At 43.6% G+C, this 22,525-nt stretch carries 26 protein-coding genes; 23 read left to right on the forward strand and 3 right to left on the reverse strand.

Annotated elements, in window-relative coordinates:
- Positions 1-7: 7 nt before the first annotated feature.
- The 9 genes from fmt (at position 8) to AALA56_RS00605 (ending at position 9,218) form a co-directional block, all read left to right on the forward strand.
- Positions 8-943, forward strand: a complete 936-nt coding sequence (fmt, locus tag AALA56_RS00565; RefSeq protein ID WP_369908278.1) for a methionyl-tRNA formyltransferase — start codon at positions 8-10, stop codon at positions 941-943.
- Entirely contained in the window at positions 933-2,249 is a 1,317-nt protein-coding gene (rsmB, locus tag AALA56_RS00570; RefSeq protein ID WP_369908279.1) for a 16S rRNA (cytosine(967)-C(5))-methyltransferase RsmB, read from the forward strand. The genes fmt and rsmB overlap by 11 nt, the downstream gene beginning before the upstream one ends.
- A gap of 39 nt (positions 2,250-2,288) precedes the next feature.
- Entirely contained in the window at positions 2,289-3,029 is a 741-nt protein-coding gene (locus AALA56_RS00575) for a Stp1/IreP family PP2C-type Ser/Thr phosphatase (RefSeq protein WP_369908280.1), read from the forward strand.
- Positions 3,026-4,966, forward strand: coding sequence for a Stk1 family PASTA domain-containing Ser/Thr kinase (gene pknB, locus AALA56_RS00580; protein ID WP_369908281.1), 1,941 nt, complete (start codon positions 3,026-3,028; stop codon positions 4,964-4,966). Before AALA56_RS00575 ends, pknB begins: the two co-directional genes overlap by 4 nt.
- An 83-nt stretch (positions 4,967-5,049) precedes the next feature.
- On the forward strand, positions 5,050-5,745 hold the full coding sequence (gene liaF, locus AALA56_RS00585) for a cell wall-active antibiotics response protein LiaF (RefSeq protein ID WP_369908282.1): 696 nt from the start codon (positions 5,050-5,052) through the stop codon (positions 5,743-5,745).
- Positions 5,742-6,773, forward strand: a complete 1,032-nt coding sequence (locus AALA56_RS00590) for a sensor histidine kinase (RefSeq protein ID WP_369908283.1) — start codon at positions 5,742-5,744, stop codon at positions 6,771-6,773. The genes liaF and AALA56_RS00590 overlap by 4 nt, the downstream gene beginning before the upstream one ends.
- Complete coding sequence (locus AALA56_RS00595) at positions 6,766-7,401, forward strand: response regulator (RefSeq protein ID WP_369908284.1); 636 nt, start codon at positions 6,766-6,768, stop codon at positions 7,399-7,401. The genes AALA56_RS00590 and AALA56_RS00595 overlap by 8 nt, the downstream gene beginning before the upstream one ends.
- 50 nt (positions 7,402-7,451) lie before the next feature.
- On the forward strand, positions 7,452-8,852 hold the full coding sequence (locus AALA56_RS00600; protein ID WP_369908285.1) for a Cof-type HAD-IIB family hydrolase: 1,401 nt from the start codon (positions 7,452-7,454) through the stop codon (positions 8,850-8,852).
- Positions 8,853-9,218: a S1 RNA-binding domain-containing protein gene (locus AALA56_RS00605; protein ID WP_115268507.1), complete on the forward strand. Its 366-nt coding sequence runs from the start codon at positions 8,853-8,855 to the stop codon at positions 9,216-9,218.
- Positions 9,219-9,249: 31 nt separating this feature from the next.
- On the opposite strand, the gene cysK is transcribed toward AALA56_RS00605, so the two are convergent.
- Positions 9,250-10,179, reverse strand: a complete 930-nt coding sequence (gene cysK / locus AALA56_RS00610) for a cysteine synthase A (RefSeq protein ID WP_369908286.1) — start codon at positions 10,177-10,179, stop codon at positions 9,250-9,252.
- A gap of 76 nt (positions 10,180-10,255) precedes the next feature.
- A complete protein-coding gene (locus tag AALA56_RS00615) occupies positions 10,256-10,912 on the reverse strand; it encodes a YigZ family protein (protein ID WP_369908287.1) in 657 nt (218 codons plus the stop codon).
- 54 nt (positions 10,913-10,966) lie between these two features.
- On the opposite strand from AALA56_RS00615, the gene AALA56_RS00620 reads away from it, so the two are divergent.
- From AALA56_RS00620 to nth, 6 genes are all read left to right on the forward strand, one after another.
- The gene (locus AALA56_RS00620) at positions 10,967-12,265 is read left to right on the forward strand and encodes a DEAD/DEAH box helicase (RefSeq protein WP_369908288.1); all 1,299 of its coding nucleotides are present in this window, start codon (positions 10,967-10,969) and stop codon (positions 12,263-12,265) included.
- Positions 12,265-12,738, forward strand: a complete 474-nt coding sequence (locus AALA56_RS00625; RefSeq protein WP_369908289.1) for a ComF family protein — start codon at positions 12,265-12,267, stop codon at positions 12,736-12,738. The genes AALA56_RS00620 and AALA56_RS00625 overlap by 1 nt, the downstream gene beginning before the upstream one ends.
- Before the next feature lie 48 nt (positions 12,739-12,786).
- The gene (locus AALA56_RS00630; protein WP_369908290.1) at positions 12,787-12,927 is read left to right on the forward strand and encodes a phosphoribosyltransferase family protein; all 141 of its coding nucleotides are present in this window, start codon (positions 12,787-12,789) and stop codon (positions 12,925-12,927) included.
- Between the two features lie 75 nt (positions 12,928-13,002).
- Positions 13,003-13,551, forward strand: a complete 549-nt coding sequence (hpf, locus tag AALA56_RS00635; RefSeq protein ID WP_164682447.1) for a ribosome hibernation-promoting factor, HPF/YfiA family — start codon at positions 13,003-13,005, stop codon at positions 13,549-13,551.
- 112 nt (positions 13,552-13,663) lie between these two features.
- A complete protein-coding gene (locus AALA56_RS00640) occupies positions 13,664-14,701 on the forward strand; it encodes a zinc-binding dehydrogenase (RefSeq protein ID WP_369908291.1) in 1,038 nt (345 codons plus the stop codon).
- Between the two features lie 92 nt (positions 14,702-14,793).
- Positions 14,794-15,426 (forward strand): endonuclease III, encoded by a 633-nt coding sequence (nth, locus tag AALA56_RS00645; RefSeq protein ID WP_369908292.1) that lies wholly within the window; start codon positions 14,794-14,796, stop codon positions 15,424-15,426.
- Between the two features lie 112 nt (positions 15,427-15,538).
- Here the strand turns inward: nth and AALA56_RS00650 are convergent, their stop codons facing one another.
- On the reverse strand, positions 15,539-16,090 hold the full coding sequence (locus tag AALA56_RS00650) for a prepilin peptidase (RefSeq protein ID WP_369908293.1): 552 nt from the start codon (positions 16,088-16,090) through the stop codon (positions 15,539-15,541).
- A gap of 141 nt (positions 16,091-16,231) precedes the next feature.
- Here AALA56_RS00650 and AALA56_RS00655 point away from each other — a divergent pair, with 141 nt between their 5' ends.
- The 8 genes from AALA56_RS00655 (at position 16,232) to AALA56_RS00690 (ending at position 22,245) form a co-directional block, all read left to right on the forward strand.
- Positions 16,232-16,765, forward strand: a complete 534-nt coding sequence (locus tag AALA56_RS00655; RefSeq protein ID WP_164682455.1) for a Dps family protein — start codon at positions 16,232-16,234, stop codon at positions 16,763-16,765.
- Positions 16,766-16,873: 108 nt separating this feature from the next.
- Positions 16,874-17,080 (forward strand): YqgQ family protein, encoded by a 207-nt coding sequence (locus AALA56_RS00660; protein WP_115270681.1) that lies wholly within the window; start codon positions 16,874-16,876, stop codon positions 17,078-17,080.
- Positions 17,073-18,044 carry an ROK family glucokinase gene (locus tag AALA56_RS00665; protein ID WP_369908294.1) on the forward strand — a complete coding sequence of 324 codons (972 nt, stop codon included), beginning with the start codon at positions 17,073-17,075 and terminating at the stop codon, positions 18,042-18,044. The genes AALA56_RS00660 and AALA56_RS00665 overlap by 8 nt, the downstream gene beginning before the upstream one ends.
- A gap of 9 nt (positions 18,045-18,053) precedes the next feature.
- A complete protein-coding gene (locus AALA56_RS00670) occupies positions 18,054-18,440 on the forward strand; it encodes a rhodanese-like domain-containing protein (protein WP_115270677.1) in 387 nt (128 codons plus the stop codon).
- 195 nt (positions 18,441-18,635) lie between these two features.
- Positions 18,636-19,676 carry an MFS transporter gene (locus AALA56_RS00675; protein WP_369908296.1) on the forward strand — a complete coding sequence of 347 codons (1,041 nt, stop codon included), beginning with the start codon at positions 18,636-18,638 and terminating at the stop codon, positions 19,674-19,676.
- Positions 19,588-19,917, forward strand: a complete 330-nt coding sequence (locus AALA56_RS00680; protein ID WP_369908297.1) for a hypothetical protein — start codon at positions 19,588-19,590, stop codon at positions 19,915-19,917. The genes AALA56_RS00675 and AALA56_RS00680 overlap by 89 nt, the downstream gene beginning before the upstream one ends.
- Positions 19,918-20,113: 196 nt before the next feature.
- The gene (gene typA / locus AALA56_RS00685) at positions 20,114-21,961 is read left to right on the forward strand and encodes a translational GTPase TypA (protein ID WP_369908298.1); all 1,848 of its coding nucleotides are present in this window, start codon (positions 20,114-20,116) and stop codon (positions 21,959-21,961) included.
- Positions 21,962-21,999: 38 nt separating this feature from the next.
- Positions 22,000-22,245: a DUF3165 family protein gene (locus AALA56_RS00690; RefSeq protein WP_277294962.1), complete on the forward strand. Its 246-nt coding sequence runs from the start codon at positions 22,000-22,002 to the stop codon at positions 22,243-22,245.
- The last annotated feature ends 280 nt before the right edge of the window (positions 22,246-22,525 follow it).

The raw sequence follows: 22,525 nt of genomic DNA on the forward strand, positions 1-22,525 counted from the left end.
AGAGATTATGACAAAACTGATTTTTATGGGAACGCCAGACTTTTCAGCGACAGTGCTTAAAGGCTTGTTAGCGGATAATCGCTACGAGGTTATAGCTGTTGTCACGCAGCCAGACCGAGCGGTTGGACGTAAAAAAGAAATCCGCATGACACCGGTCAAGGAAGTAGCGCTTGAACATAACTTGCCTATCTACCAGCCTGAAAAACTCTCAGGCAGTCAGGAGTTAGCAGACATCATGTCACTAGGTGCAGATGGTATCATCACAGCAGCCTTTGGGCAATTCTTGCCAAGTAAGCTTCTAGACAGTGTTGACTTTGCGCTCAATGTCCATGCCTCACTGCTGCCAAAATACCGTGGTGGAGCACCGATTCATTATGCCATTATCAATGGTGATGAGGAAGCTGGTGTGACCTTGATGGAGATGGTCAAGGAGATGGACGCTGGAGATATGATAGCGACTCGCAAAACATCGATTACGGATGAGGACAATGTCGGAACCATGTTTGACAAGTTAGCCGTGATTGGACGTGATTTATTGCTTGATAGCCTGCCAGATTATCTCTCTGGTCAATTAAAACCTGTCCTACAGGACGCTAGCCAAGCGACCTTCTCACCTAATATCACGCCAGAAGAAGAGCGTATCGACTGGACAAAGTCCGCTCGCGCGATTTTCAATCATGTGCGTGGAATGAACCCTTGGCCTGTGGCGCATACACTGCTTGATGGCAAACGCTTCAAACTCTATCAAGTGCACGAGGTTGCAGGTAGTGGAAAACCTGGTGAGATTATCCAAAAAGGCAAGAAAGAGCTGATCGTAGCAACGGGTGATGGTGCTCTGGCCCTTGATGTCGTTCAGCCAGCAGGCAAGCCGAAAATGGCGATTGCTGACTTTCTAAACGGTGTCGGTCGCAATTTACAAGTAGGAGATTACTTTGGAAACTAAAACAAAACAGGCACGCTTGGTAGCACTTGAAACCTTGGAGGATGTCTTTACCGAGGGTGCTTACTCAAACATCGTCCTTGATAAACAGCTCAGAAACAGCCAGCTCACAGCTAAGGATAAGGGACTTGTCACAGAGATTGTCTACGGTACGGTGGCAAGAAAGCTAACGCTTGAGTGGTATCTGTCTCACTATATCGCAGACCGTGAGACGCTTGATAAAAAGATTTATTTACTTTTGATGATGAGTCTTTATCAGCTAGTCTATCTGGATAAGGTTCCTCATCATGCGGTGGTCAATGAAGCGGTCAATCTTGCTAAACAAGTGGCACACCCTAAAAGCAGCAAGCTAGTCAATGCCGTGTTACGTCGCATTCTTAGAGAGGGCTTGCCAGACCTAGCTAGTATTAAGCGTAAAAATAAACGCTTGTCTATTACCTACTCCACACCAGTCTGGCTGGTCAAAAAATTGATAGATGAGTATGGTGAGAAGCGTGCTGAGGCGATTTTAGAGAGTCTTTTTGTCCGCAATAAAGCCAGTGTGCGTGTCACAAACTTAGAGGACAAAGAGGCAATCAAAGAGGCTCTTGGTCTTGAGAACTCGCTTGTAGCGGAGTCTGCCTTGGTGTCTGCGACAGGGCACTTTTCAGCGTCACGTTATTTCCAAGAAGGACAAATCACCATTCAAGATGAGTCTAGTCAGTTGGTAGCACCGACCTTAGACATAGAAGGAGATGAAACTATTCTGGACGCTTGTAGCGCCCCTGGTGGCAAGACCAGCCACATGGCATCTTACTTGACCGTCGGACATATCACAGCGCTTGATCTTTACGACCACAAGCTAGCACTTGTAGAGGGAAATGCTAAACGCTTACATGTCGCTGATAAAATCACCACCAAAAAGTTAGACGCCACAAAAGTCCACCAAGTCTTTCCAAAAGGCAGTTTTGATAAAGCCTTGGTCGACGCTCCATGTTCAGGGATTGGGCTTATCAGACGTAAACCAGACATCAAATACAACAAAGCCAACCAAGATTTTGAAGCTTTAGCCAAAGTCCAGCTCGAAATCTTAGATAGTGTTTGTCAAACCATACGTAAAGGTGGTATAATAACATATAGTACTTGCACGATTTTTGAGACTGAAAACCGTCAAGTCATTAAACAGTTCCTAAAAGAACATCCTCATTTTACACAAGTAAAATTGACACACCCTTGCCAGGAGCTTGTCGAAGATGGTTGTATCACCATCACTCCAGAGCAATATGGCTGCGATGGCTTTTTCATTGCGCAGCTCAAACGCATGGTATGAGTGTTTAGAAAGAATAGACAACAGTCGGAAGAAAAAACTATGGAATTATCACTGTTAACGGACGTTGGGCAACGTCGATCAAGCAATCAAGATTATGTGAGCCATTTTGAAAATCAAAATGGGATTACTCTTGTGGTCTTAGCTGACGGCATGGGAGGACACCGTGCTGGAAATGTTGCCAGCGAGATGACAGTCCTAGACCTTGGTAGACTTTGGGAGGAGACTAGCTTTACAGAGTTAGTGGACATTCGTGATTGGCTGCTTCATGTCATCGAAGAGGAAAATCAAAAGATTCATGAGATGGGACAGCAAGAAGAATACCGTGGTATGGGGACAACTGTTGAAGCCGTAGCTATTGTTGACAATAATATTATTTTTGCCCATGTTGGTGACTCTAGGATTGGTCTTGTTCGAGGAAGTGATTATCAGCTATTAACTAGCGACCACTCTTTGGTCAATGCCTTGGTACAAGCTGGTGAAATCACCGAAGAAGAAGCAGAAATGCATCCAAAGAAAAATATCATCACCCAGTCTATCGGACAAGCAAACCCTGTAGAGCCAGACTTAGCGGCTCATGTCCTTGAGGCAGGTGATTATCTGGTCATCAATAGTGATGGTCTTACCAACATGATTTCAAAAGAGGATATCACAGCTATTTTGGCAGAGGATATGTCCTTAGATGATAAGAGTAGAGCTTTGATTGCACTTGCAAATGAACGTGGGGGGCTAGATAATATTTCTGTCGCTTTGGTTCATTTTGAAAGTGAGGCAAGCACATGATACAAATTGGAAAGTTGTTTGCTGGTCGTTATAGGATTTTAAAATCCATTGGACGAGGCGGCATGGCAGATGTCTATCTGGCACGTGACTTAATCTTAGACAATGAAGAAGTCGCTATCAAAGTGCTGCGTACCAATTACCAAACAGACCAGATTGCGGTGGCACGTTTTCAACGTGAAGCACGTGCCATGGCAGAGCTTAACCATCCCAATATCGTTGCCATTCGTGACATCGGTGAGGAGGATGGGCAGCAGTTCTTGGTCATGGAGTATATTGATGGTCCTGACCTCAAGCGCTACATTCAAGCGCACGCTCCACTGCCAAATCCACTTGTGGTGCGTATCATGGAGGAAGTCCTCTCTGCTATGACACTCGCTCACCAGCAGGGAATTATCCACCGTGACTTGAAGCCGCAAAACATTCTTCTAACCCGTGACGGAACGGTCAAGGTGACAGACTTTGGGATTGCGGTCGCTTTTGCTGAGACCAGTCTCACACAGACCAACTCCATGTTAGGGTCTGTGCATTATCTCTCGCCAGAGCAGGCTCGTGGCTCAAAAGCGACGGTGCAGAGTGATATTTACGCTATGGGAATTATGCTCTTTGAGATGTTGACAGGGCATATTCCTTACGATGGCGATAGCGCCGTTACGATTGCCCTGCAGCATTTTCAGCAACCCTTGCCTTCTATCATTGCAGAAAATAAGGCTGTTCCGCAGGCTTTAGAAAATGTCGTCATCAAGGCGACAGCTAAAAAGTTGACCGACCGCTACACCTCGACTATTGAGATGAGTCGTGACTTGGCGACAGCTCTTAGCGATAGCCGAAAAAATGAACCAAAGCTCGTCTTTGGAGACAATGAGACAACCAAAACCTTGCCAAAGGTCTCTCAAACGCAAACTAATCTCTCAACAGCACAGCTTTTAGAAAAGCAAAAAGCAGCCAGAGAGCGTGAGGAGCAGACCTCATCACAAGCAGCAAGCAAGGCTACGCAGACCAAGTCAGCTGGCAAGAGCAAAAAGAAAGAGTCCTTGCGTAGGCGTTGGTTAGGTGGAGCGGTGAAGGCTTTCATTGCTCTAGTAGCTGTTATCATCGTAGTGATTGCTTACTTAGCGTTCACCTCCCCAACTAATGTCGAAGTGCCTAATGTCGCAGGAATGAGCTTAGCGCAAGCTAAGACAGCCATTACAGACAAGGAACTTAAAGTAGGTGATGTCAAGGAGATAGAAAGCTCAGATGTTGATAGCGGTCAGGTGGTCAGAACTGACCCAGTCGCAGGTACCACTAGAAAGCAAGGCTCAAAGATTAACATCTATGTTGCCTCAGCGACCAAGACCATTACCATGCAGGACTTTGTAGGTGATAGCTATTCTTCTGCTGTCGCTACGCTAAAGAGTAGCTATGGTATCAAGAGCTCGCAAATTACAAAGAAAACTGTGTCTACCACCGAGTATGAAAATGGCACCATTATCAGCCAAACTCCTAGCTCGGGTGAGAGCTTCACTGTTGGTGGCACAAGCAAGATTACCTTTACTGTCGCTAAAAATAACAGCGTTGAGATGCCGAATCTCTATCAGATGACCTATGCAGATGCGCTTGCTCAGTTGAAGAGCTTAGGGGTCAAGACTAGCCGTATTAGGACATACATCTACAATAGCAGCACAGCTAGCTATGTGTCTGGCAGCGTCAGCCAATCTGATATTGTCATGGCACAAGAGCCGTATGCAGGCAGTCGTATCGATCTTTCTTCTGACGAGATTATCCTCTACTTTGGTAGTGCAAGTAGCAGTGAGTCAAGCACTCAAAGCTCATCCTCACAAGAGTCTACACAAAGCAGTCAAAGTAGTACGCAAACAAGCTCAACTAGCGATAGCAGTGAGTCTGAAGCCTCAACAGAAGCAAGCAGTAGCACAGAATCACAAGATTCTTCTGACTAGAAAGCCAGAAAGCAGAAATAGGATGAATGAGGCTGGGACATTTGTCTCATCCTCATTTTTAGTTTAGAAAAGAAAGGCAGGCTATGCGAAAGTTTCAATTTTTTGTGATTGTCGAGGTCGTTTTGCTGACACTGGGTTTGCTGACGATTTTACAGGAGGATTTATCCCGTTTTATTCTCATCGTTGCAGCGCTTTTGATGGTGGTACGCTTTTACAATCAAGATAACCGAGGGGATTTTCTCTTGAGCGCAAGCCTTTTGCTCTTGCTCTTTATCTTTATGCTCAATCCCTACATTGTCCTCATGGTGGTGTTTGCGGTGATTTATGTGGTTATCAATCATTTTTCTCAAGTCAAAAAGAAAAAACGCTATGCTCTTGTGCAATTTCAGGATGCCTTTCTCACAGCCAAACACGAGCGCAATCAGTGGATTGGCAGTAACGTGCATGAGAGTGATAGCTATGCCTTTGATGACATCAATATCATCCGAATGGTGGGCAGTGACACGATTGACTTGACGCAGGTCATTGTCGAGGGGCGAGATAATGTCATTCTCATCCGTAAGGTGTTTGGTCCAACGACTATTATCGTTCCTATTGATGTTGCCATCAAGGCAGAGGTGAGCTCGATTTACGGTAGCATTCGCTATCTGGACTTTGACCAGTATGATTTGCGCAATGAAACTATTAGCCTTTTTAAAGATAGTGATAGTAAAAAGGTCAAGCGGGTCAAGCTAGTGGTCAACACCTTGGCAGGAGATGTGGAGGTGAGACGCCAATGAAAAAGCAATATTATCTGCTTCTGCTCTTTTATGCGCTTCTGACGGTGTCTGCCATTGTCTTTGTGACGCTGGATAGTCTCAAGATTGACTTGTTGCATTCCTTTAAAAATATCTGGTTAGCGGAGCGCTTTGTCTTTTCAGTCTTTTTCATCACGGTGTCTCTGACGGTTTTACTTCTCTTGTTTTGGGTGATTTTGGATGATTTGAGTAAGCGCCAGATCAATCGCAACCTGCGCCGTATCCTCACCAATACACCGCTAAAACTTGAGGAAGACACAGAGCTCAACACCAACTTGAAGCGCTTGTCTAAAAAGATGGCACAGCTGACAACGAGCCTGCAAAACACTGAAAACACAGGTCTTTTAAACGATGAGGAAATCGTCAAAAAAGAACGAGGGCGTATTGCCAGGGATTTGCATGACACGGTGAGTCAGGATTTGTTTGCAGCGACCATGATTTTATCAGGGCTCATCCAAAACGCTCGCCATATCGACAGCGAGAAGATGACCAAGCAACTCCAAGTGGTCGAAGATACACTTGAGAAAGCGCAGAATGATTTGCGGATTTTGCTCTTGCACCTGCGCCCTATTGAGCTTGAAAATCGCACGTTATCTGAAGGATTTGACCTTATCTTAAAAGAGCTGACCGACAAGAGCAACATCCAAGTGGTCTATGAAAATAACGTGACCACATTGCCTAAAAAAGTCGAGGAGAATGTCTTTCGGATTGGTCAGGAATTTATCAGCAATACTCTAAAACATGCCAAAGCCACACGGCTTGAGGTTTACCTCCACCAGACAGACAACAGCTTGCAGCTCAAAATGGTGGATAACGGTGTTGGGTTTGATATTGACGAGCACCATGAGCTGAGCTATGGGCTAAAAAATATCAGAGACCGAGTGGATGATTTGGCAGGAACCATTCAATTGCTCAGTCAAGCTGGTAAGGGCACGAGCTTAGATATTCGCTTGCCCTTGATAGCTGAGGATGTAGAAGAGACGCAAGAAAGTGAGAACGACGATGATTAAGGTGATTTTAGTAGATGACCACGAGATGGTCAGAATTGGCTTAAAGAGTTTTTTAGATTTACAAGAGGACGTCGAGGTCGTTGGCGAGGCGGTCAATGGTGAGGAAGGCATTCGCCTTGCTCTTGAGAAGCGTCCAGATGTGGTGGTGATGGATCTGGTCATGCCTGAGATGGACGGCGTTGAAGCGACGCTTGCGCTATTAAAGGAATGGGAAGATGTGAAAATCTTGGTATTGACCTCCTATCTCGATAACAGCAAGATTTATCCAGTTATCAAGGCTGGTGCTAAAGGCTATATGCTCAAGACTTCTAGCGCTTCTGAGATCTTACATGCCATTCGCAAGGTCGCAAGAAATGAGCTAGCCATCGAAACTGAAGTGGACAAAAAAATAAAAGCTCACGACAGTCAGCCAGAGCTCTATGAGGAATTGACCGCTAGAGAGCGTGACATCTTAGCGCTGCTTGCTAAAGGCTATGACAATCAAACGATTGCTGACGAACTTTTTATTTCGCTAAAGACAGTCAAGACCCACGTGTCTAATATCCTTGCCAAGTTAGAAGTCGCTGACCGCACGCAAGCTGTTGTTTATGCCTTTCAACATCATCTGGTTCCACAAGATGACTATTAAATGGTATAATAGAGAATATATAAACAATTTAAGAACTAAAGGAGTCTATCATGGATGCCAAAGTAAAGTACAAAGCTAAAAAAATTAAGGCTGTTTTTTTCGATATTGACGACACACTTCGCAGAAAAGCGACAGGTCTTATCCCAGACAGTATTCCGTCTGTCTTTGCTGAGCTCAAGAAAAAAGGTATCACCGTTGGGATTGCTTCTGGGCGTGCCTACTACGGTGTTGTGCCAGAGATTCGTGACCTCAAGCCAGATTATTTTGTGACTATCAATGGCGCTTATATTCTTGATAAGAATGCAAAGCCAATTCAAAAACACCCGATTTCAAAAGAAGTCATCGAAGAATACATCGCTTGGACAGAGGAAAATAAGATTGCTTACGGTTTTTGCGGTGCTGACAAGCCTGTTGTCTCAGAACGCTCAGACTTGATTGACAATGCTATGGTGCCAGTTTACGGCGTCTGTGATGTTGAGCCAGACTACTACAAGACCAACGATGTCTATCAAATGTGGACTTTTGAGGAAGTCGGCGACAGCTTGCAACTATCAAAAGAATTGCAAGAAAGTCTTCGTTTGGTACGTTGGCATGAAAACTCTTCAGACGTTGTTCAAGCACACATCTCAAAAGCTACTGGTGTCAAAGAAGTAGCTGACAAACTCGGCATTAGTGCTGAAAACATCCTTGTCTTTGGTGATGGACAAAATGACATGGAACTCTTTGACTATGCTGGGCTTTCTGTGGCTATGGGAGACGGTGTACTTGAGCTCAAAGAAAAAGCAGATTACGTAACGACTTCGCTTGAAGAGCATGGTATCAGAGATGCTCTTGTGGCTCTTGGTTTGATTGACAAACAATTATCCTTCCCACAAACAGATATCGAAGACTTTGACGGACCAGTTGCGACCATCAAGACTAATCTTGGGGATATGAGCGTCAAGCTTTTCCCAGACCATGCACCAAAAACAGTAGCAAACTTCCTAGGTCTTGCTAAACAAGGCTACTACGATGGTATCATTTTCCACCGTGTGATTGAAGAGTTCATGATTCAAGGGGGTGACCCAACAGGTACAGGTATGGGTGGCGAGTCCATCTATGGCGATAGCTTTGAGGATGAGTTCTCAGAAGAGCTCTACAATGTCCGTGGGGCATTCTCTATGGCAAATGCCGGTCCAAACACCAACGGCAGTCAATTCTTCATTGTTCAAAATAGCAAGATTCCTTATGCCAAAAAAGAGCTGGTGCGTGGTGGCTGGCCAGAGGAAATCGCAGAAATCTATGCTGCAAACGGTGGTACACCGCACCTAGACCGCAGACACACTGTCTTTGGTCAGCTGGTTGGTGAAGAGTCTTACAAGACACTTGATAAGATTGCTACTGTTGAGACAGGAGCGCAAGACCGACCAGTTGAGGATGTCGTTATTGAGACAATCGAGGTTAGTGAATAGATGAAAATTGGTGAAAAATACAAGGGAACCATCACAGGCATTAAGCCTTATGGCGCCTTTGTTTTACTAGAAAATGGTACGACTGGGCTTATCCATATCTCTGAGATTAAGACGGGCTATATTGACAATATCTACAAAACCTTGTCTGTTGGTGAGGAGGTTTTGGTGCAGGTGGTGGATTATGATGAGTTTAGCCAAAAGGCAAGCCTATCTATGCGCACCTTGGAGGAAGAAAAACACCATTTCCCACATCGCCACCGTTTCTCAAACAGCCGCTACAAGATTGGCTTTAAACCTTTTGTTGAAGAATTGCCCATCTGGATAAGAGAAGCAAAGGTCTTTTTGAAACAACAAAAACATAACTAAAAAGAAGTCTCAATGAGCCTTCTTTTTTGGTTTAATTATCAAAATCATAGAGACTAGTTGAGAGGTAACGCTCACCGTTGTCAGGCAGAAGCGCTAGCACTTTTTTGCCTTGACCGAGTTCTTTTGCGACCTCGATGGCAGCTGTGATAGCAGCTGAAGCAGAGATACCAGCGAGGAAGCCTTCCTTGACACCGATAGTGCGTCCAGTGGCTAGGGCGTCGTCAGATTTGATACGGATGATTTGGTCATAAGCCTTGGTGTCAAGTGTGTTTGGGATGAATCCAGCAGAGATACCTTGAATTTTGTGTGGTCCAGGTTGCTCACCAGAGAGGATAGCTGACTCATCTGCTTCAACAGCGTAGACTTTGATATTTGGATTTGCTTTTTTGAGAGCACGTGAAACCCCTGTTATCGTTCCACCTGTACCGACACCTGCTACAAAAGCGTCTAAGCCGTCCTCGCCAAATGCTTTGAGAATTTCTTGACCTGTTGTTTTTTCGTGGATAGCAGGATTGGCTTGGTTTTCAAATTGGCTTGGGATAAAGCCGTTACGCTCTTTAGCAATTTCTTGAGCCTTGATGATAGCGCCTTTTGTGCCTTCATTTCCTGGTGTCAAGACAAGCTCTGCGCCGTAAGCTTGGATGATTTTGCGACGTTCAATCGACATGGTATCAGGCATAGTGATGACAACCTTGTAGCCTTTGGCACTCCCAACCCAAGAAAGTCCAATGCCGGTATTTCCAGAAGTTGCCTCAACGATAGTGTCACCAGGCTTGATGATACCACGTTCTTCAGCGTCTTCAATCATGGCAAGAGCGATACGGTCTTTGACAGAAGAGCCAGGGTTGAAAGCTTCGACTTTGACATAAACATCAGCTGCGCCTTCAGGGACGATACGGTTGAGTTTGATAATCGGTGTATTTCCAATCAATTCGGTAATAGAGTTGTAAATCGTTGACATAGGGTTTACCTCGCTTTTTAGGTTTGTAGTCTTAGTATAAACGCCCTTTTCCTGATTGTAAAATACACATTTTTTATCACCGTGATAGGTCTTCTTTATCACTTAGCTCAAGTGGCACTTCGATAATCTGTGGGTCGATTTTAGTCATGGTGATTTTGCCTTGGTAAAAATCAATGAGGTGTTCTTGTGTCGCATCAAGAACCTCAGGATCCACGTAAAGTTCAGTCGTCACCTGCTCTAAAAACTGTGTGTTTTGCTCGGTGAGATTTTCTTGCTCTAGGAAGTTGGCAAAAACTTGGTACTGGGGATAAGTCAGTGTCAACTCAAGCCCAGCTTGCTCCTTGACATGCACCAGTCCGATTTTTTTGGTAGCGTGAGCGACACTGCCAGCATAAGCACGAATAAGCCCGCCAGCACCGAGCTTGATACCACCAAAATAACGTGTCACGACAGCAACGATATTGGTCAGTTCTTGCTTTTCAAGTACAGTCAGCATAGGCACACCAGCTGTTCCGTTAGGTTCACCATCGTCACTAGAGCGCTTAATCTCTCCACGTTCGCCGATAATCATAGCAGAGCAGGAATGGTTGGCTTTGTAGTGCTCTTTTTTGATAGCAGCAATGTAGTTTCGCCCCTCTTCTTCGCTTGTGATACGCTTTAGCTGACAAATAAAGCGTGATTTTTTGATAATTTCCTCGACAATACCGTCTTCTTTGATTGTTTTATAGTCCATATCAAAATTGTACCAAAAACTCCTCGTTTAGCAAGGATTTTCGGATAGATAGGTATGGAGACATTAGAAGATTTTTACGGGCGCCGCTTGCCCAAGGAAAGAGTGCCAGACGTTTTTGCCCAGCAAGCTCAAGTTGTGCCAGCCTTTAAAAAGCAGGGCAATAGCGACATCTGCCTGCGCTGTGGACAAAAGGTTGATAAGGCGACATTGCTTCCCACAGGAAATTTTTATTGTAGGACTTGTATCGTCTTTGGGCGTTTGACCAGCACCAGCCAGCTTTGTCATTTTCCACAAATTGCTTTTCCTAAGACCCAGTGTCTCAACTGGTCTGGTCAGCTAACGCCTTTTCAAAAAGAGGTGTCAGATGGTTTGGTGGATGGCATTGCTAAGGGGCAAAATCTGCTTGTGCATGCGGTGACAGGTGCCGGAAAGACTGAGATGATTTATCAGGCTATTGCTAGTGTCATTGACAAGGGCGGTGCTGTTTGCGTGGCAAGTCCTAGGGTGGATGTCTGTATAGAACTTGATAAGCGCTTGAGACGGGATTTTTCCTGTCCGATTAGTCTCTTGCATGGTGAGTCAGAAGCCTACCAGCGCTCGCCTTTGGTTATCGCAACGACACATCAGCTGATGACTTTCTACAGGGCTTTTGATTTGCTGATTATTGATGAGGTGGATGCTTTTCCTTTTGTGGACAATCCTAGTCTCTATCATGCGGCAAAGCATGCTGTGACATCAGCTGGAGTCACTGTCTATCTAACTGCAACCTCCACAGATGCTCTAGAGAAAATGGTCAAAAAAGGAGAGCTGCAAAAACTTCACTTGGCACGGCGTTTCCACGCCAATCCACTTGTCGTCCCAAAGCCCATTTGGCAGGAAAATGTCCTTAAATGTCTGACCAAACAGCGCTTACCAAGGACCTTATACTATCATATCAAAAAACAACGGCAAACAGGCTTTCCCCTCTTGCTTTTTTATCCCAATATCAAAGAAGGTCAGCAGTTTGCTAAGTGTCTAGAGCGTCATTTCTCATACGAAAAGGTAGGCTTTGTCTCTAGCCAGACGGAAAATAGATTAGAGCTGGTCGAAGCTTTTCGCAAGCAAGAGATTTCCATGCTTGTCTCGACAACTATCCTGGAGCGTGGTGTGACTTTTCCTTGTGTGGATGTCTTTGTGATTGAAGCGCACCACAGGCTCTATACTAGAAGTGCTCTGGTGCAGATTGCAGGGAGGGTAGGTAGGAGTATGGAGCGTCCAACAGGCGAGCTTCTCTTTTTCCATGCCGGACTCACCAAAGCCATCAAACAATCCATAGCCGAAATCAAAGATATGAACAAAAAAGGAGGTTTTTAATGACCTGTTTGCTCTGTGGGAGTTACTATGAAGAACCTTTGCATTTTTCAGATATTCTAAGTCTAAGACCTAGCCAACATCGCCTTTGTCCAGACTGTTATCAAGGCTTTGAGAAAGTTTCAAAAAGTCACTGCCCGACCTGTTTTAAATCACACATAGACAAGCAGTGTCAAGACTGCAAGGAATGGTCAAAAAAAGGCTACACCGTCCATCATCAAGCGCTCTATCAGTACAACGATAACATGAAAGCTTATTTTTCTGCCTTTAAGTTTGAGGGAGATTATCTCTTACGCCATGCTTTTGCAAATGAATTGAAAGCGCATTTACGTTTCTTTAAAGGCTACACGATAGCGCCAGTACCTGTTAGCCCTGAGCGCTACCAAGAGCGTCAGTTCAATCAAGTCACTGCTCTATTAGACGCTGCTAAAGTCTCTTATCAAGAAATTCTTCAAAAAGCCCATATCACCAAGTAGTCAAGCCTCTCAAGGCAGGAGCGTCTCTCTCATGACAATCCTTTTTCTGTGGTAGCAGGGGTGCCGTTACCAGACAAGATAGTAGTGGTTGATGACATCTACACCACAGGCGCTACACTAGATGATATCGTCTCTTTGCTAAAGGAAAATGGTGTCAAGCAGATAAGAACTTTTTCATTAGTGCGTTAAAAACTTGCAAACTTTCATGAAAGCGGTTATAATGATAATAAAGAAAGCGTGATGAGCGCAAGAAAGAGGTACTTTATGATTAAATTTAGTATTCGCGGAGAAAACATCGAAGTTACAGATGCCCTTCGTTCTTATGTTGAAAACAAACTTGCTAAAATTGAAAAATATTTTAATGAAGATCAAACACTGGACACACGTGTCAACTTGAAAGTTTACCGTGAAAAATCTTCAAAAGTTGAAGTGACTATCTTAGTGGATGCCGTTGTGCTTCGTGCTGAGGATGTTTCTCAAGACATGTATGGCTCTATTGACTTGGTTGTTGATAAAATCGAGCGCCAAATCCGCAAAAACAAAACAAAAATCGCTAAAAAACACCGTGAAAAAGTACCAGCTGGACAAGTTTTCACAGATGAATTTGAAGCAGAAGCTATTGAGCAAGTTCCAGAAACAAAGGTTGTTCGTACTAAACACGTCAGCTTAAAACCAATGGATGTTGAAGAAGCTATCCTACAAATGGAACTTCTAGGACATGATTTTTTCATCTACACAGACGCAGAAGACGCTACAACAAACGTTCTTTATCGTCGTGAAGACGGTGAGCTAGGACTTATCGAAGCCAAATAAGAAAGACATGAGGTTGCCAAAGGCAACCTCATATTTTTTATCAACGATTAAGTGACGAAGGGGCAAACTTATGCTACAATAACTACAGAATACACTATCAAGGGGGATATTTATGAAAGCAACGGTTTTTATAGAGCCAGGAAGAGTAGAGGTCAAGGAGGTTGACAAACCACAACTGCAGAGTAAAACAGACGTTATCATTCGTGTCTTGCGCACTTGCGTTTGCGGCTCTGACTTGTGGTGGTATCGTGGGATTTCTAAGAGAGATAGCGATACACTAGCAGGACACGAGGCAATCGGTATTGTCGATGAGGTAGGAAGTGAAGTGACTTCTGTTGCGGTCGGTGACTTTGTCGTGGTTCCTTTTACGCATGGTTGTGGCTATTGTGTGGCTTGTCGTTCGGGCTTTGATGGCAATTGTCAAAATAATCCCGGCGCTCATGATATAGGCTATCAGGCAGAGTATGTCCGCTATTACAATGCCAATGGCGGTCTTGTCAAAATCCCTGGTCAGCCTAGTGACTATAGCGAAGACATGCTAAACTCGCTTTTAACGCTCTCAGACGTGATGGCTACAGGTTATCACGCTGCTATAACCGCTGAGGTCAAAAAAGGAGATACCGTTCTTGTCTTAGGAGATGGTGCTGTAGGACTTTGTGGTATCCTATCAGCTAAGTTACTTGGTGCTAAGCGTATCATCGCTACCAGTCGTCACCACAATCGTCAGTCACTTGCGCTCGCCTTTGGAGCGACAGATATCATCGAAGAGCGTGGCAATGAAGCTGTCAAGCACCTTTTAGATTTGACAGATGGCTCTGGTGTGGACGCTGTTTTGGAATGTGTGGGCACCGAGCAGTCTGTAGCGACTGCTATTCAAGCAACACGCCCTGGAGCAATCATCGGTCGTGTCGGCGTTCCTCAAAAGTCAGAGATCAATACAACCCAGCTCTTTGTCAAAAATATTGGACTGCGTGGCGGTATCGCAGCTGTTACCACACACGTCAAATCACGCTTACTTGACGCTGTCTTAAAAGGAGACATTCAACCTGGAAAGGTCTTTACACATGCTTACAGCTTAGATGAGATTGCAAAAGCTTATGAAGCGATGGATGCACGAACAGCTATTAAGTCGTTGGTGATTGTGGACTAAAAAGCTAGGACTTAGTCCTAGCTTTTTGCGAGCTTTTACAAGTGTGCTTGGCTTTTGACATGATATAATAGAAAAAAACAAAGGAGTTGACCATGCTATCAAAAGCTAAATCAAGATATGTTATTCGTGAGATTATCAAACTCTTTCCCGACGCCAAGCCAAGTTTAGATTTTAACTCTGTTTTTGAACTTTTAGTGGCAGTAATGCTGTCGGCACAGACGACAGACGCTGCGGTCAATAAAGTCACACCTGCCTTGTTTGAGCGCTTTCCAGATCCAGAAAGTTTTGCCAAGGCAACACCAACAGAGATTGAGCCCTACATTTCAAGACTGGGGCTTTACCGCAACAAAGCCCGTTTTCTCCACAAGTGTGCTATTCAACTGCTCGAAAATTTTGATGGTCAGGTGCCAAAAACACGAGAAGAATTGGAGAGTTTAGCAGGTGTTGGTAGAAAGACTGCAAATGTTGTGCTTAGTGTTGGCTATGGCATTCCTGCTTTTGCTGTGGATACACACGTGACACGTATTTGCAAACACCATCAGATTTGTAAGCAAAATGCGACACCGCTTGAGATTGAAAAGCGTGTCATGGATGTTTTGCCAAAAGAAGAGTGGCTAAAAGCCCATCAAGCGATGATTTCCTTTGGACGAGCGATTTGCCATCCTAAAAATCCTGAGTGTTACAAGTATCCACAACTCTATCATTTTCCAAAAGACTTATCTTAAAGGAACAGTCCAAGCTGTTGCATAAGGAGGACAAGAACAAAACCAGCTGCTAAAAAGGGAACAAAAGCGATAGGGGTTCTTTTTTGCTTACGACTTAGAATAGTGATAATACCTAGCCAAGAGCCAATTTGGATAATCCATAGAAGCTCATCTTGTCCATGATAAGACTAAGCGTAGCGAGATAGAAAAAGTCGCCACTGCCGATTTTAAGCGGAACCATATAAGCTAAAATGCCAAAGAGACACAAAACCCCAAAAAGGCTGTAGCTGTGAGCAAAAGGCAGCAAAAGACTAGTAAAGATCAACCAGACAAAAACAGGATACTCCTGCTGGTCGAGGTCATAAAGTGATAGCGTCAAGCTCATCAAGAGTAGGAGAAGTGTCGTCAACTGCATCTGCCCAAGCCCAAAAAGAACAAATAAAATGCCGCAAATGACTTCGATAACCATGTAGCGCTTTGGAATAGCGTGTTTGCAGTGTTTACAGCGACTCCCGTAGTAAACTTGCGATAAAATGGGAATTATCTCACTAATGCCAAGCTTGCTTTGACAATGGTCACAATGACTGGCAGGAAGAACAATGGAATGTTCAGGGAAACGGTCAACAACAAGACCTAAAAAAGAGGCGATAGAAGCAGCAAGGCTAAAATATAATAGAATGTTCATACCTTTTTATTCGCAAAAGAGTGCTAAATTCTTGCAATTCAGCGCTAAAAAGATATAATAGTAATATAATCAAATGATAATTATTCTAAATAAGAAACGATTAGCATAACTTATGACCATCTCACACAGGAGGACGAGAACATGACTCAAATTTTAGACAAAGAAGCTATCTACACTGCTGTTACACACAATGTCACAGCTCCAGGTGCAAAAAATGCCAAGACAAAAGCCGTTTTGAACCAAGCTGTTGCTGACCTTTCAAAAGCTTACTCTATCGTGCACCAAGTACACTGGTACATGCGTGGCGCTGGTTTTTACTACCTCCATCCAAAAATGGATGAATTGATGGATAGCCTCAATGCCACTCTTGATGAAATGAGTGAGCGTTTGATCACTATTGGTGGTGCGCCTTACTCAACACTCAAAGAGTTTGATGAAAACTCTCGTTTGAGCGAAACAAAAGGTTCTTTTGACAAACCAATGGCTGAGCATTTAGCACGTTTGGTAGAAGTTTACACTTACCTTTCAAACCTTTACCAAGTAGGTCTTGATGTGACTGATGAAGAAGGCGACAACCCAAGTAACGACCTCTTCTCAGATGCGCAAGCTGATGTTGAAAAGACTATCTGGATGCTTCAAGCTGAGCTTGGTCAAGCACCAGGTCTTCGTAAATAAAGTGAAAAGCTAGAGTCACTCTAGCTTTTTTGATTGCAAAAACAAAGAAAGTGCAAACGATTGCATAAAGCTATTGAAAAGCCTCACTATTTTTGATAAAATAACAGCATGAAAACACTTTATGATGTGCAGCAGTTATTGAAACGTTTTGGTATTTATGTCTACGTGGGCAAGCGTCTTTACGACATTGAGGTGATGAAAATAGAGCTTGAAAAGCTTTATGAAAATCAACTCATCACAAAGGACGACTACCTCAAAGCGGAATTGATATTAAGGCGCGAACATCGTATAGAAGAGGAGAAAGCAAATGACTAAAAAACTTCTGGGTATTGACCTTGGTGGAACAACGATCAAGTTTGGTATTCTCACGCAAGATGGCACCATTCAGGAAAAATGGGCGATTGATACCAACATCTTAGAAGACGGAAAACACATCGTTCCTGATATCGTTGCTTCCCTAAAACATCGCATGGGTCTTTACGGTTTGACAAAGGATGACTTTATCGGTATCGGGATGGGGTCTCCAGGTTCTGTTGACCGTGACAAGAAAACGGTAACAGGTGCCTTTAACCTAAACTGGGCAGAGACTCAAGAGGTCGGCTCTGTCATCGAAGCGGAATTGGGCATTCCATTTGCTATTGACAATGATGCCAATGTCGCAACACTTGGTGAACGTTGGGTTGGTGCTGGTGCCAACAATCCAGACGTTGTTTTTGTGACACTAGGCACTGGTGTTGGAGGTGGAGTGATTGCTGATGGCAATCTTATCCACGGTGTTGCGGGTGCTGGTGGTGAGATTGGGCATATCGTTATCGAGCCTGAGGATGGTTTTGAGTGTACTTGTGGCAATATCGGCTGTCTTGAGACAGTGGCTTCAGCAACAGGTGTTGTGCGTGTGGCACGCCGCATTGCAGAAGAGTATGAGGGAGACTCTCCTATCAAGGCTACAATTGACAATGGAGAAGCCGTGACAAGTAAAGACATCTTTGATGCTGCAAAAGATGGCGATACTTTTTCATTGATTGTTGTTGATAAAGTATCACAATATCTCGGTTTAGCAACAGCTAACATCTCAAATATCCTAAACCCTGACTCTATCGTTATCGGTGGTGGTGTGTCTGCTGCGGGTGAGTTCTTGCGTAGCCGTGTGGAAAAATACTTCACACGCTATACGTTCCCACAAGTTCGTAAGTCAACTAAGGTTAAAATTGCAGAGCTTGGAAATGACGCAGGTATTATCGGAGCAGCTAGCCTTGCTAGCAAGTTTATGGCAGACTAGGAGGTAGGCATGCTCATTTGGGTTTTAGTTGCCATTATGGTCTGTGTCATGCTCTATACCGCATGGAACTATTTTCGAGTGCGTCGTGCAGCGACCTTTCTAGACAATCCTAGCTTTGAAGAAAAGATACATACAGGTCAGTTGATTGATATTCGTGAGCCAAGCAGCTTTCAGACAAAGCATATCTTGGGCGCACGTAATCTACCAGCGAGCCAACTAAAAAATAGCCTGTCTGCTATCCGTAAGGACAAGCCTGTGCTTATCTACGATAGCACTCGCAGTCAATCGCTACCTCGAACTATCATCATGCTCAAAAAAGCAGGTTACCAAGACCTCTACGTCCTAAAAGACGGGCTTGACTATTGGAATGGGAAGATAAAGGAAAAAAAGCAATAGAAAAACTTTAGTATGAAGTAGATGATTAAGTACGATCATCTACTTTTTTACTATCCTTTTTTAACCACTTACTATGTGTTACCTAACCACTTGCTTAAAAGACCTTGTTTTTCAAAGGTAAATTTCTATAATAAAGCTAGATATAAGGTCTAGTCAATCTTGTGCTCGACCTTGTCAGTGAAAGGAGTTTTTTTGATGAAAAAAATGTTGTCCAACCGCTTGTACATGTCTCTGATGGGGGCTGACCTTTTGTCTAATTTTGGAGACATGGTTTATTATCTGGCGCTGATGAACTATGTTTTGCAATTGCCAGATACTAAGTTAGCCCTGTCTATTGTCAATTTTTCTGAAATTTTTCCTGTGTTTCTCTCCCTTTTGACAGGTTATTTATCTGATCGGACTAGAAATAAGTTAGCCACGATTAAACTCACCCAGCTCTTTCGAGTGGTCTTGTATGTAGGAATCGGCTGTGCCATGACTTTTGAGCCAGCCTTGTGGATTGTGATTTTGGCTAGTGTGTTCAATGTTTTCGGTGATTTTGCAGGTCAGTACGAAAACGGTCTTTACATTCCCATCAGCCTCAGGGTCGTTTCAGATGAGGAAAGAGCTGACTCCATGGCGCTTCGTCAGTCTGTCTTTGCAGTTTCTATCATACTTTTTCAGACTACCTCAGCAGCACTGATGAGCTTTTTCACTTACAGTCAGTTGGCTTTTTTGAATGCTGCTACCTTTCTAATGTCCTTTCTCATCCTAGTGCTTTTGACACCTTCTATTAAGAAATTATTAGCAAAAAATCCTATAAAAATGACAGAAAATAGAGAGGATGGAGACGAAAAAGGTGGATTTGGTCGCTTGTGGTCAAGTCTTTTACTAGCTGTCAGAGAGCTCACAAGTGTTCCAGAATTGCGCCTGTCTATGATGATTGTTCCCGTTATCAATAGTATCTTTGTTGTTCTTCCCTCTTTGCTTGTGTTGATGATAGCTCAAGATACGGCTTTTATGCTGGAAAATGCTTCTGTCACACTTGCTGAGGTTAATATTGCAATGACAGTGGGGATGATTGTGGGGAGCGTCTTGGGTGATGAATCTGTTGAAAAAGATGAGTATTTTATCTCTTTTACGCATGGGAACACTGGGTGTTTTTCTCATGTTTGTCAGCCTTTTTCTTCATCAGCCTTATCTCCTGTTATTGTGCTTGGCTTTTACAGGTGTCGCTACTGGGGCAATCAACCCTAAATACAATGCTTTGATTTATAATCGTCTGCCAGAAGAGCAGCTAGCTACGATTGAGGGTGGTTTGATGACCTATTTTCAACTAGGAACTGTCTTTTCTCGTCTGCTGGTTTCTGTTTTGATTCTAGTGTTGACGGTAAATCAGCTAGTGCTTCTGTTTCTGATTGCCACCTTTCTCTTGCTCCTTTATAGCTTAAAAAGAGTGCCAATCATTTCGGCTCCTAAAGACAATAGCATTACTTAGCTTTTTAGCTTGGCTGGTTCTGTTTATCGTTGTCTCTTTTTACTTGTTGTTTAAAAAAAGGTATCTAAGATGAAACTTTTGTCAAAAGAAACGGTTTACAAAGTCTGAAAACATTTACAATTGCTCCTGTTCTGTTTTTTGCCGCAATTTATGGTATAATTCATAAGTTGAATACTTTAAGATTACAGAGGAAATCATGACAAAACTAAGAGAAGACATTCGTAATGTCGCTATTATTGCCCACGTTGACCACGGTAAAACAACCTTGGTTGATGAGTTGTTAAAACAATCCCATACACTCGATGAGCGTAAAGAGCTTGAAGAGCGTGCCATGGACTCAAACGACCTTGAAAAAGAGCGTGGTATCACGATTTTGGCAAAAAATACTGCCGTAGCTTACAACGGCACACGTATCAATATCATGGATACCCCAGGGCACGCGGACTTCGGTGGTGAAGTTGAGCGTATCATGAAAATGGTAGACGGTGTTGTCCTAGTCGTTGATGCCTACGAAGGTACTATGCCACAAACGCGCTTCGTTTTGAAAAAAGCCCTTGAGCAAAATCTGACACCTATCGTTGTGGTCAATAAAATCGACAAACCATCTGCTCGCCCAGAAGAAGTCGTTGACGAAGTGCTTGAGCTCTTTATCGAGCTTGGTGCTGATGATGACCAGCTAGAGTTCCCAGTGGTTTACGCTTCAGCTATCAACGGAACATCATCTCTATCAGATAATCCAGCTGATCAAGAGCACACAATGGCACCTATCTTTGATACCATCATCGAGCACATCCCTGCACCAGTGGATAACTCAGATGAGCCATTGCAGTTCCAAGTGTCTCTTCTTGACTACAATGACTTTGTGGGACGTATCGGTATCGGACGTGTCTTCCGTGGAACTGTTAAGGTCGGTGACCAAGTAACTCTTTCAAAACTTGACGGCACAACCAAAAACTTCCGTGTCACAAAACTCTTTGGTTTCTTTGGTCTTGAACGTCGTGAAATCCAAGAAGCAAAAGCAGGTGATTTGATTGCGGTCTCTGGTATGGAGGACATCTTTGTCGGTGAGACGATCACCCCAACAGACGCTATCGAGCCACTACCAGTACTTCGTATTGATGAGCCTACGCTTCAGATGACTTTCCTTGCTAACAACTCTCCATTTGCAGGGCGTGAAGGAAAATACGTGACATCACGTAAAGTTGAAGAGCGCTTGCTTGCTGAGCTTCAAACAGACGTTTCCCTTCGTGTTGAAGCGACTGATTCACCAGATAAATGGACAGTTTCAGGTCGTGGTGAGTTGCACTTGTCTATCCTCATTGAGACTATGCGCCGTGAAGGGTATGAGCTTCAAGTGTCTCGTCCAGAAGTTATCATCAAAGAGATTGACGGTGTGAAGATGGAGCCGTTTGAGCGTGTCCAAATCGACACCCCTGAAGAATACCAAGGAGTTGTCATCCAATCGCTTTCTGAGCGTAAGGGTGAGATGCTTGATATGCAATCAACTGGTAACGGACAAACACGTTTGATTTTCCTAGCGCCAGCACGTGGTTTGATTGGATACCCAACTGAGTTTCTTTCTATGACACGTGGTTACGGGATTATGAACCACACCTTTGACCAATATATGCCAGTTATCAATGCTGAGATTGGTGGACGTCACCGTGGTGCTCTTGTCTCTATCGATACTGGTAAGGCAACCACTTACTCTATCATGTCTATCGAAGAGCGTGGAACAATCTTTGTCAACCCAGGTACAGAAGTTTACGAAGGGATGATTATCGGGGAAAACTCTCGTGAAAACGACCTTACTGTAAACATCACCAAGGCAAAACAAATGACCAATGTCCGCTCTGCAACAAAAGACCAGACAGCTGTCATTAAAACACCACGTATCTTGACACTGGAAGAATCGCTTGAATTCCTAAACGATGATGAGTACATGGAAGTAACACCAGAGTCTATCCGCTTGCGTAAGCAAATCTTGGATAAAAATGCACGTGCTAAAGCGGCTAAAAAGAAAAAAATGGCTGCCGAAGACTAATAGCGTGAGCGTGCTAATCCCCTAGTAAAGGAATGGCTATGATATTTTACTTGATCGTCTTGATTTTGATTTTGCTGTATTACTTTTTTATGGCTCCAAAGACAATCAAAAATACACTCAATCCGCTTGTGATGGTAGGGATTGTCGTGTGTTTGATGATTGCGCTTGTTTTTGGGGTTGTGACTTTCTTTGACATGTCGGGTGAATTTTATGTTAGTCTTGCCATGACCTTGCTCGGTTTTTGGGCGGTACGAGATATGCTCAAGATGCCAACGAAAAAGTAAAAACAATCAAAAGACCTTATAGAGTGAAAAAAGCTAGGATTTCCTAGCTTTTCATGCAAGCAAAAAAGTCAAGGTTTTATAAAAAATACTTGACAAATATAATTATATACCTGTGGTGCTAGTTGATTTTAAAATACAATAAAAAGCCCAAAAGGACTATACTGTAAGTGTTCAAACAAACAGGAGGTTAGTCCAAATGAGCCACTTACAGTATACCGCTAAATCCCATCACTTACAATGGAATATCAAAAAATTATCAAAACTTTGTTATCAGCTATAT

The organism is Streptococcus hyointestinalis (assembly GCF_041225505.1).
GTDB classification, from domain to species: Bacteria; Bacillota; Bacilli; order Lactobacillales; family Streptococcaceae; genus Streptococcus; species Streptococcus hyointestinalis_B.

Coding starts and splice junctions, on each gene's coding strand:
- AALA56_RS00620 (WP_369908288.1), top strand. CDS start 10,967: ATGGAGACATTAGAAGATTTTTACGGGCGCCGCTTGCCCAAGGAAAGA.
- AALA56_RS00590 (WP_369908283.1), top strand. CDS start 5,742: ATGAAAAAGCAATATTATCTGCTTCTGCTCTTTTATGCGCTTCTGACG.
- AALA56_RS00670 (WP_115270677.1), top strand. CDS start 18,054: ATGCTCATTTGGGTTTTAGTTGCCATTATGGTCTGTGTCATGCTCTAT.
- cysK (WP_369908286.1), bottom strand. CDS start 10,179: ATGTCAACGATTTACAACTCTATTACCGAATTGATTGGAAATACACCG.
- AALA56_RS00605 (WP_115268507.1), top strand. CDS start 8,853: ATGAAAATTGGTGAAAAATACAAGGGAACCATCACAGGCATTAAGCCT.
- AALA56_RS00690 (WP_277294962.1), top strand. CDS start 22,000: ATGATATTTTACTTGATCGTCTTGATTTTGATTTTGCTGTATTACTTT.
- AALA56_RS00640 (WP_369908291.1), top strand. CDS start 13,664: ATGAAAGCAACGGTTTTTATAGAGCCAGGAAGAGTAGAGGTCAAGGAG.
- nth (WP_369908292.1), top strand. CDS start 14,794: ATGCTATCAAAAGCTAAATCAAGATATGTTATTCGTGAGATTATCAAA.
- AALA56_RS00595 (WP_369908284.1), top strand. CDS start 6,766: ATGATTAAGGTGATTTTAGTAGATGACCACGAGATGGTCAGAATTGGC.
- AALA56_RS00615 (WP_369908287.1), bottom strand. CDS start 10,912: ATGGACTATAAAACAATCAAAGAAGACGGTATTGTCGAGGAAATTATC.
- AALA56_RS00655 (WP_164682455.1), top strand. CDS start 16,232: ATGACTCAAATTTTAGACAAAGAAGCTATCTACACTGCTGTTACACAC.
- AALA56_RS00680 (WP_369908297.1), top strand. CDS start 19,588: ATGTTTGTCAGCCTTTTTCTTCATCAGCCTTATCTCCTGTTATTGTGC.
- hpf (WP_164682447.1), top strand. CDS start 13,003: ATGATTAAATTTAGTATTCGCGGAGAAAACATCGAAGTTACAGATGCC.
- AALA56_RS00625 (WP_369908289.1), top strand. CDS start 12,265: ATGACCTGTTTGCTCTGTGGGAGTTACTATGAAGAACCTTTGCATTTT.
- liaF (WP_369908282.1), top strand. CDS start 5,050: ATGCGAAAGTTTCAATTTTTTGTGATTGTCGAGGTCGTTTTGCTGACA.
- AALA56_RS00650 (WP_369908293.1), bottom strand. CDS start 16,090: ATGAACATTCTATTATATTTTAGCCTTGCTGCTTCTATCGCCTCTTTT.
- AALA56_RS00665 (WP_369908294.1), top strand. CDS start 17,073: ATGACTAAAAAACTTCTGGGTATTGACCTTGGTGGAACAACGATCAAG.
- fmt (WP_369908278.1), top strand. CDS start 8: ATGACAAAACTGATTTTTATGGGAACGCCAGACTTTTCAGCGACAGTG.
- AALA56_RS00675 (WP_369908296.1), top strand. CDS start 18,636: ATGAAAAAAATGTTGTCCAACCGCTTGTACATGTCTCTGATGGGGGCT.
- AALA56_RS00660 (WP_115270681.1), top strand. CDS start 16,874: ATGAAAACACTTTATGATGTGCAGCAGTTATTGAAACGTTTTGGTATT.
- typA (WP_369908298.1), top strand. CDS start 20,114: ATGACAAAACTAAGAGAAGACATTCGTAATGTCGCTATTATTGCCCAC.
- AALA56_RS00600 (WP_369908285.1), top strand. CDS start 7,452: ATGGATGCCAAAGTAAAGTACAAAGCTAAAAAAATTAAGGCTGTTTTT.
- AALA56_RS00575 (WP_369908280.1), top strand. CDS start 2,289: ATGGAATTATCACTGTTAACGGACGTTGGGCAACGTCGATCAAGCAAT.
- pknB (WP_369908281.1), top strand. CDS start 3,026: ATGATACAAATTGGAAAGTTGTTTGCTGGTCGTTATAGGATTTTAAAA.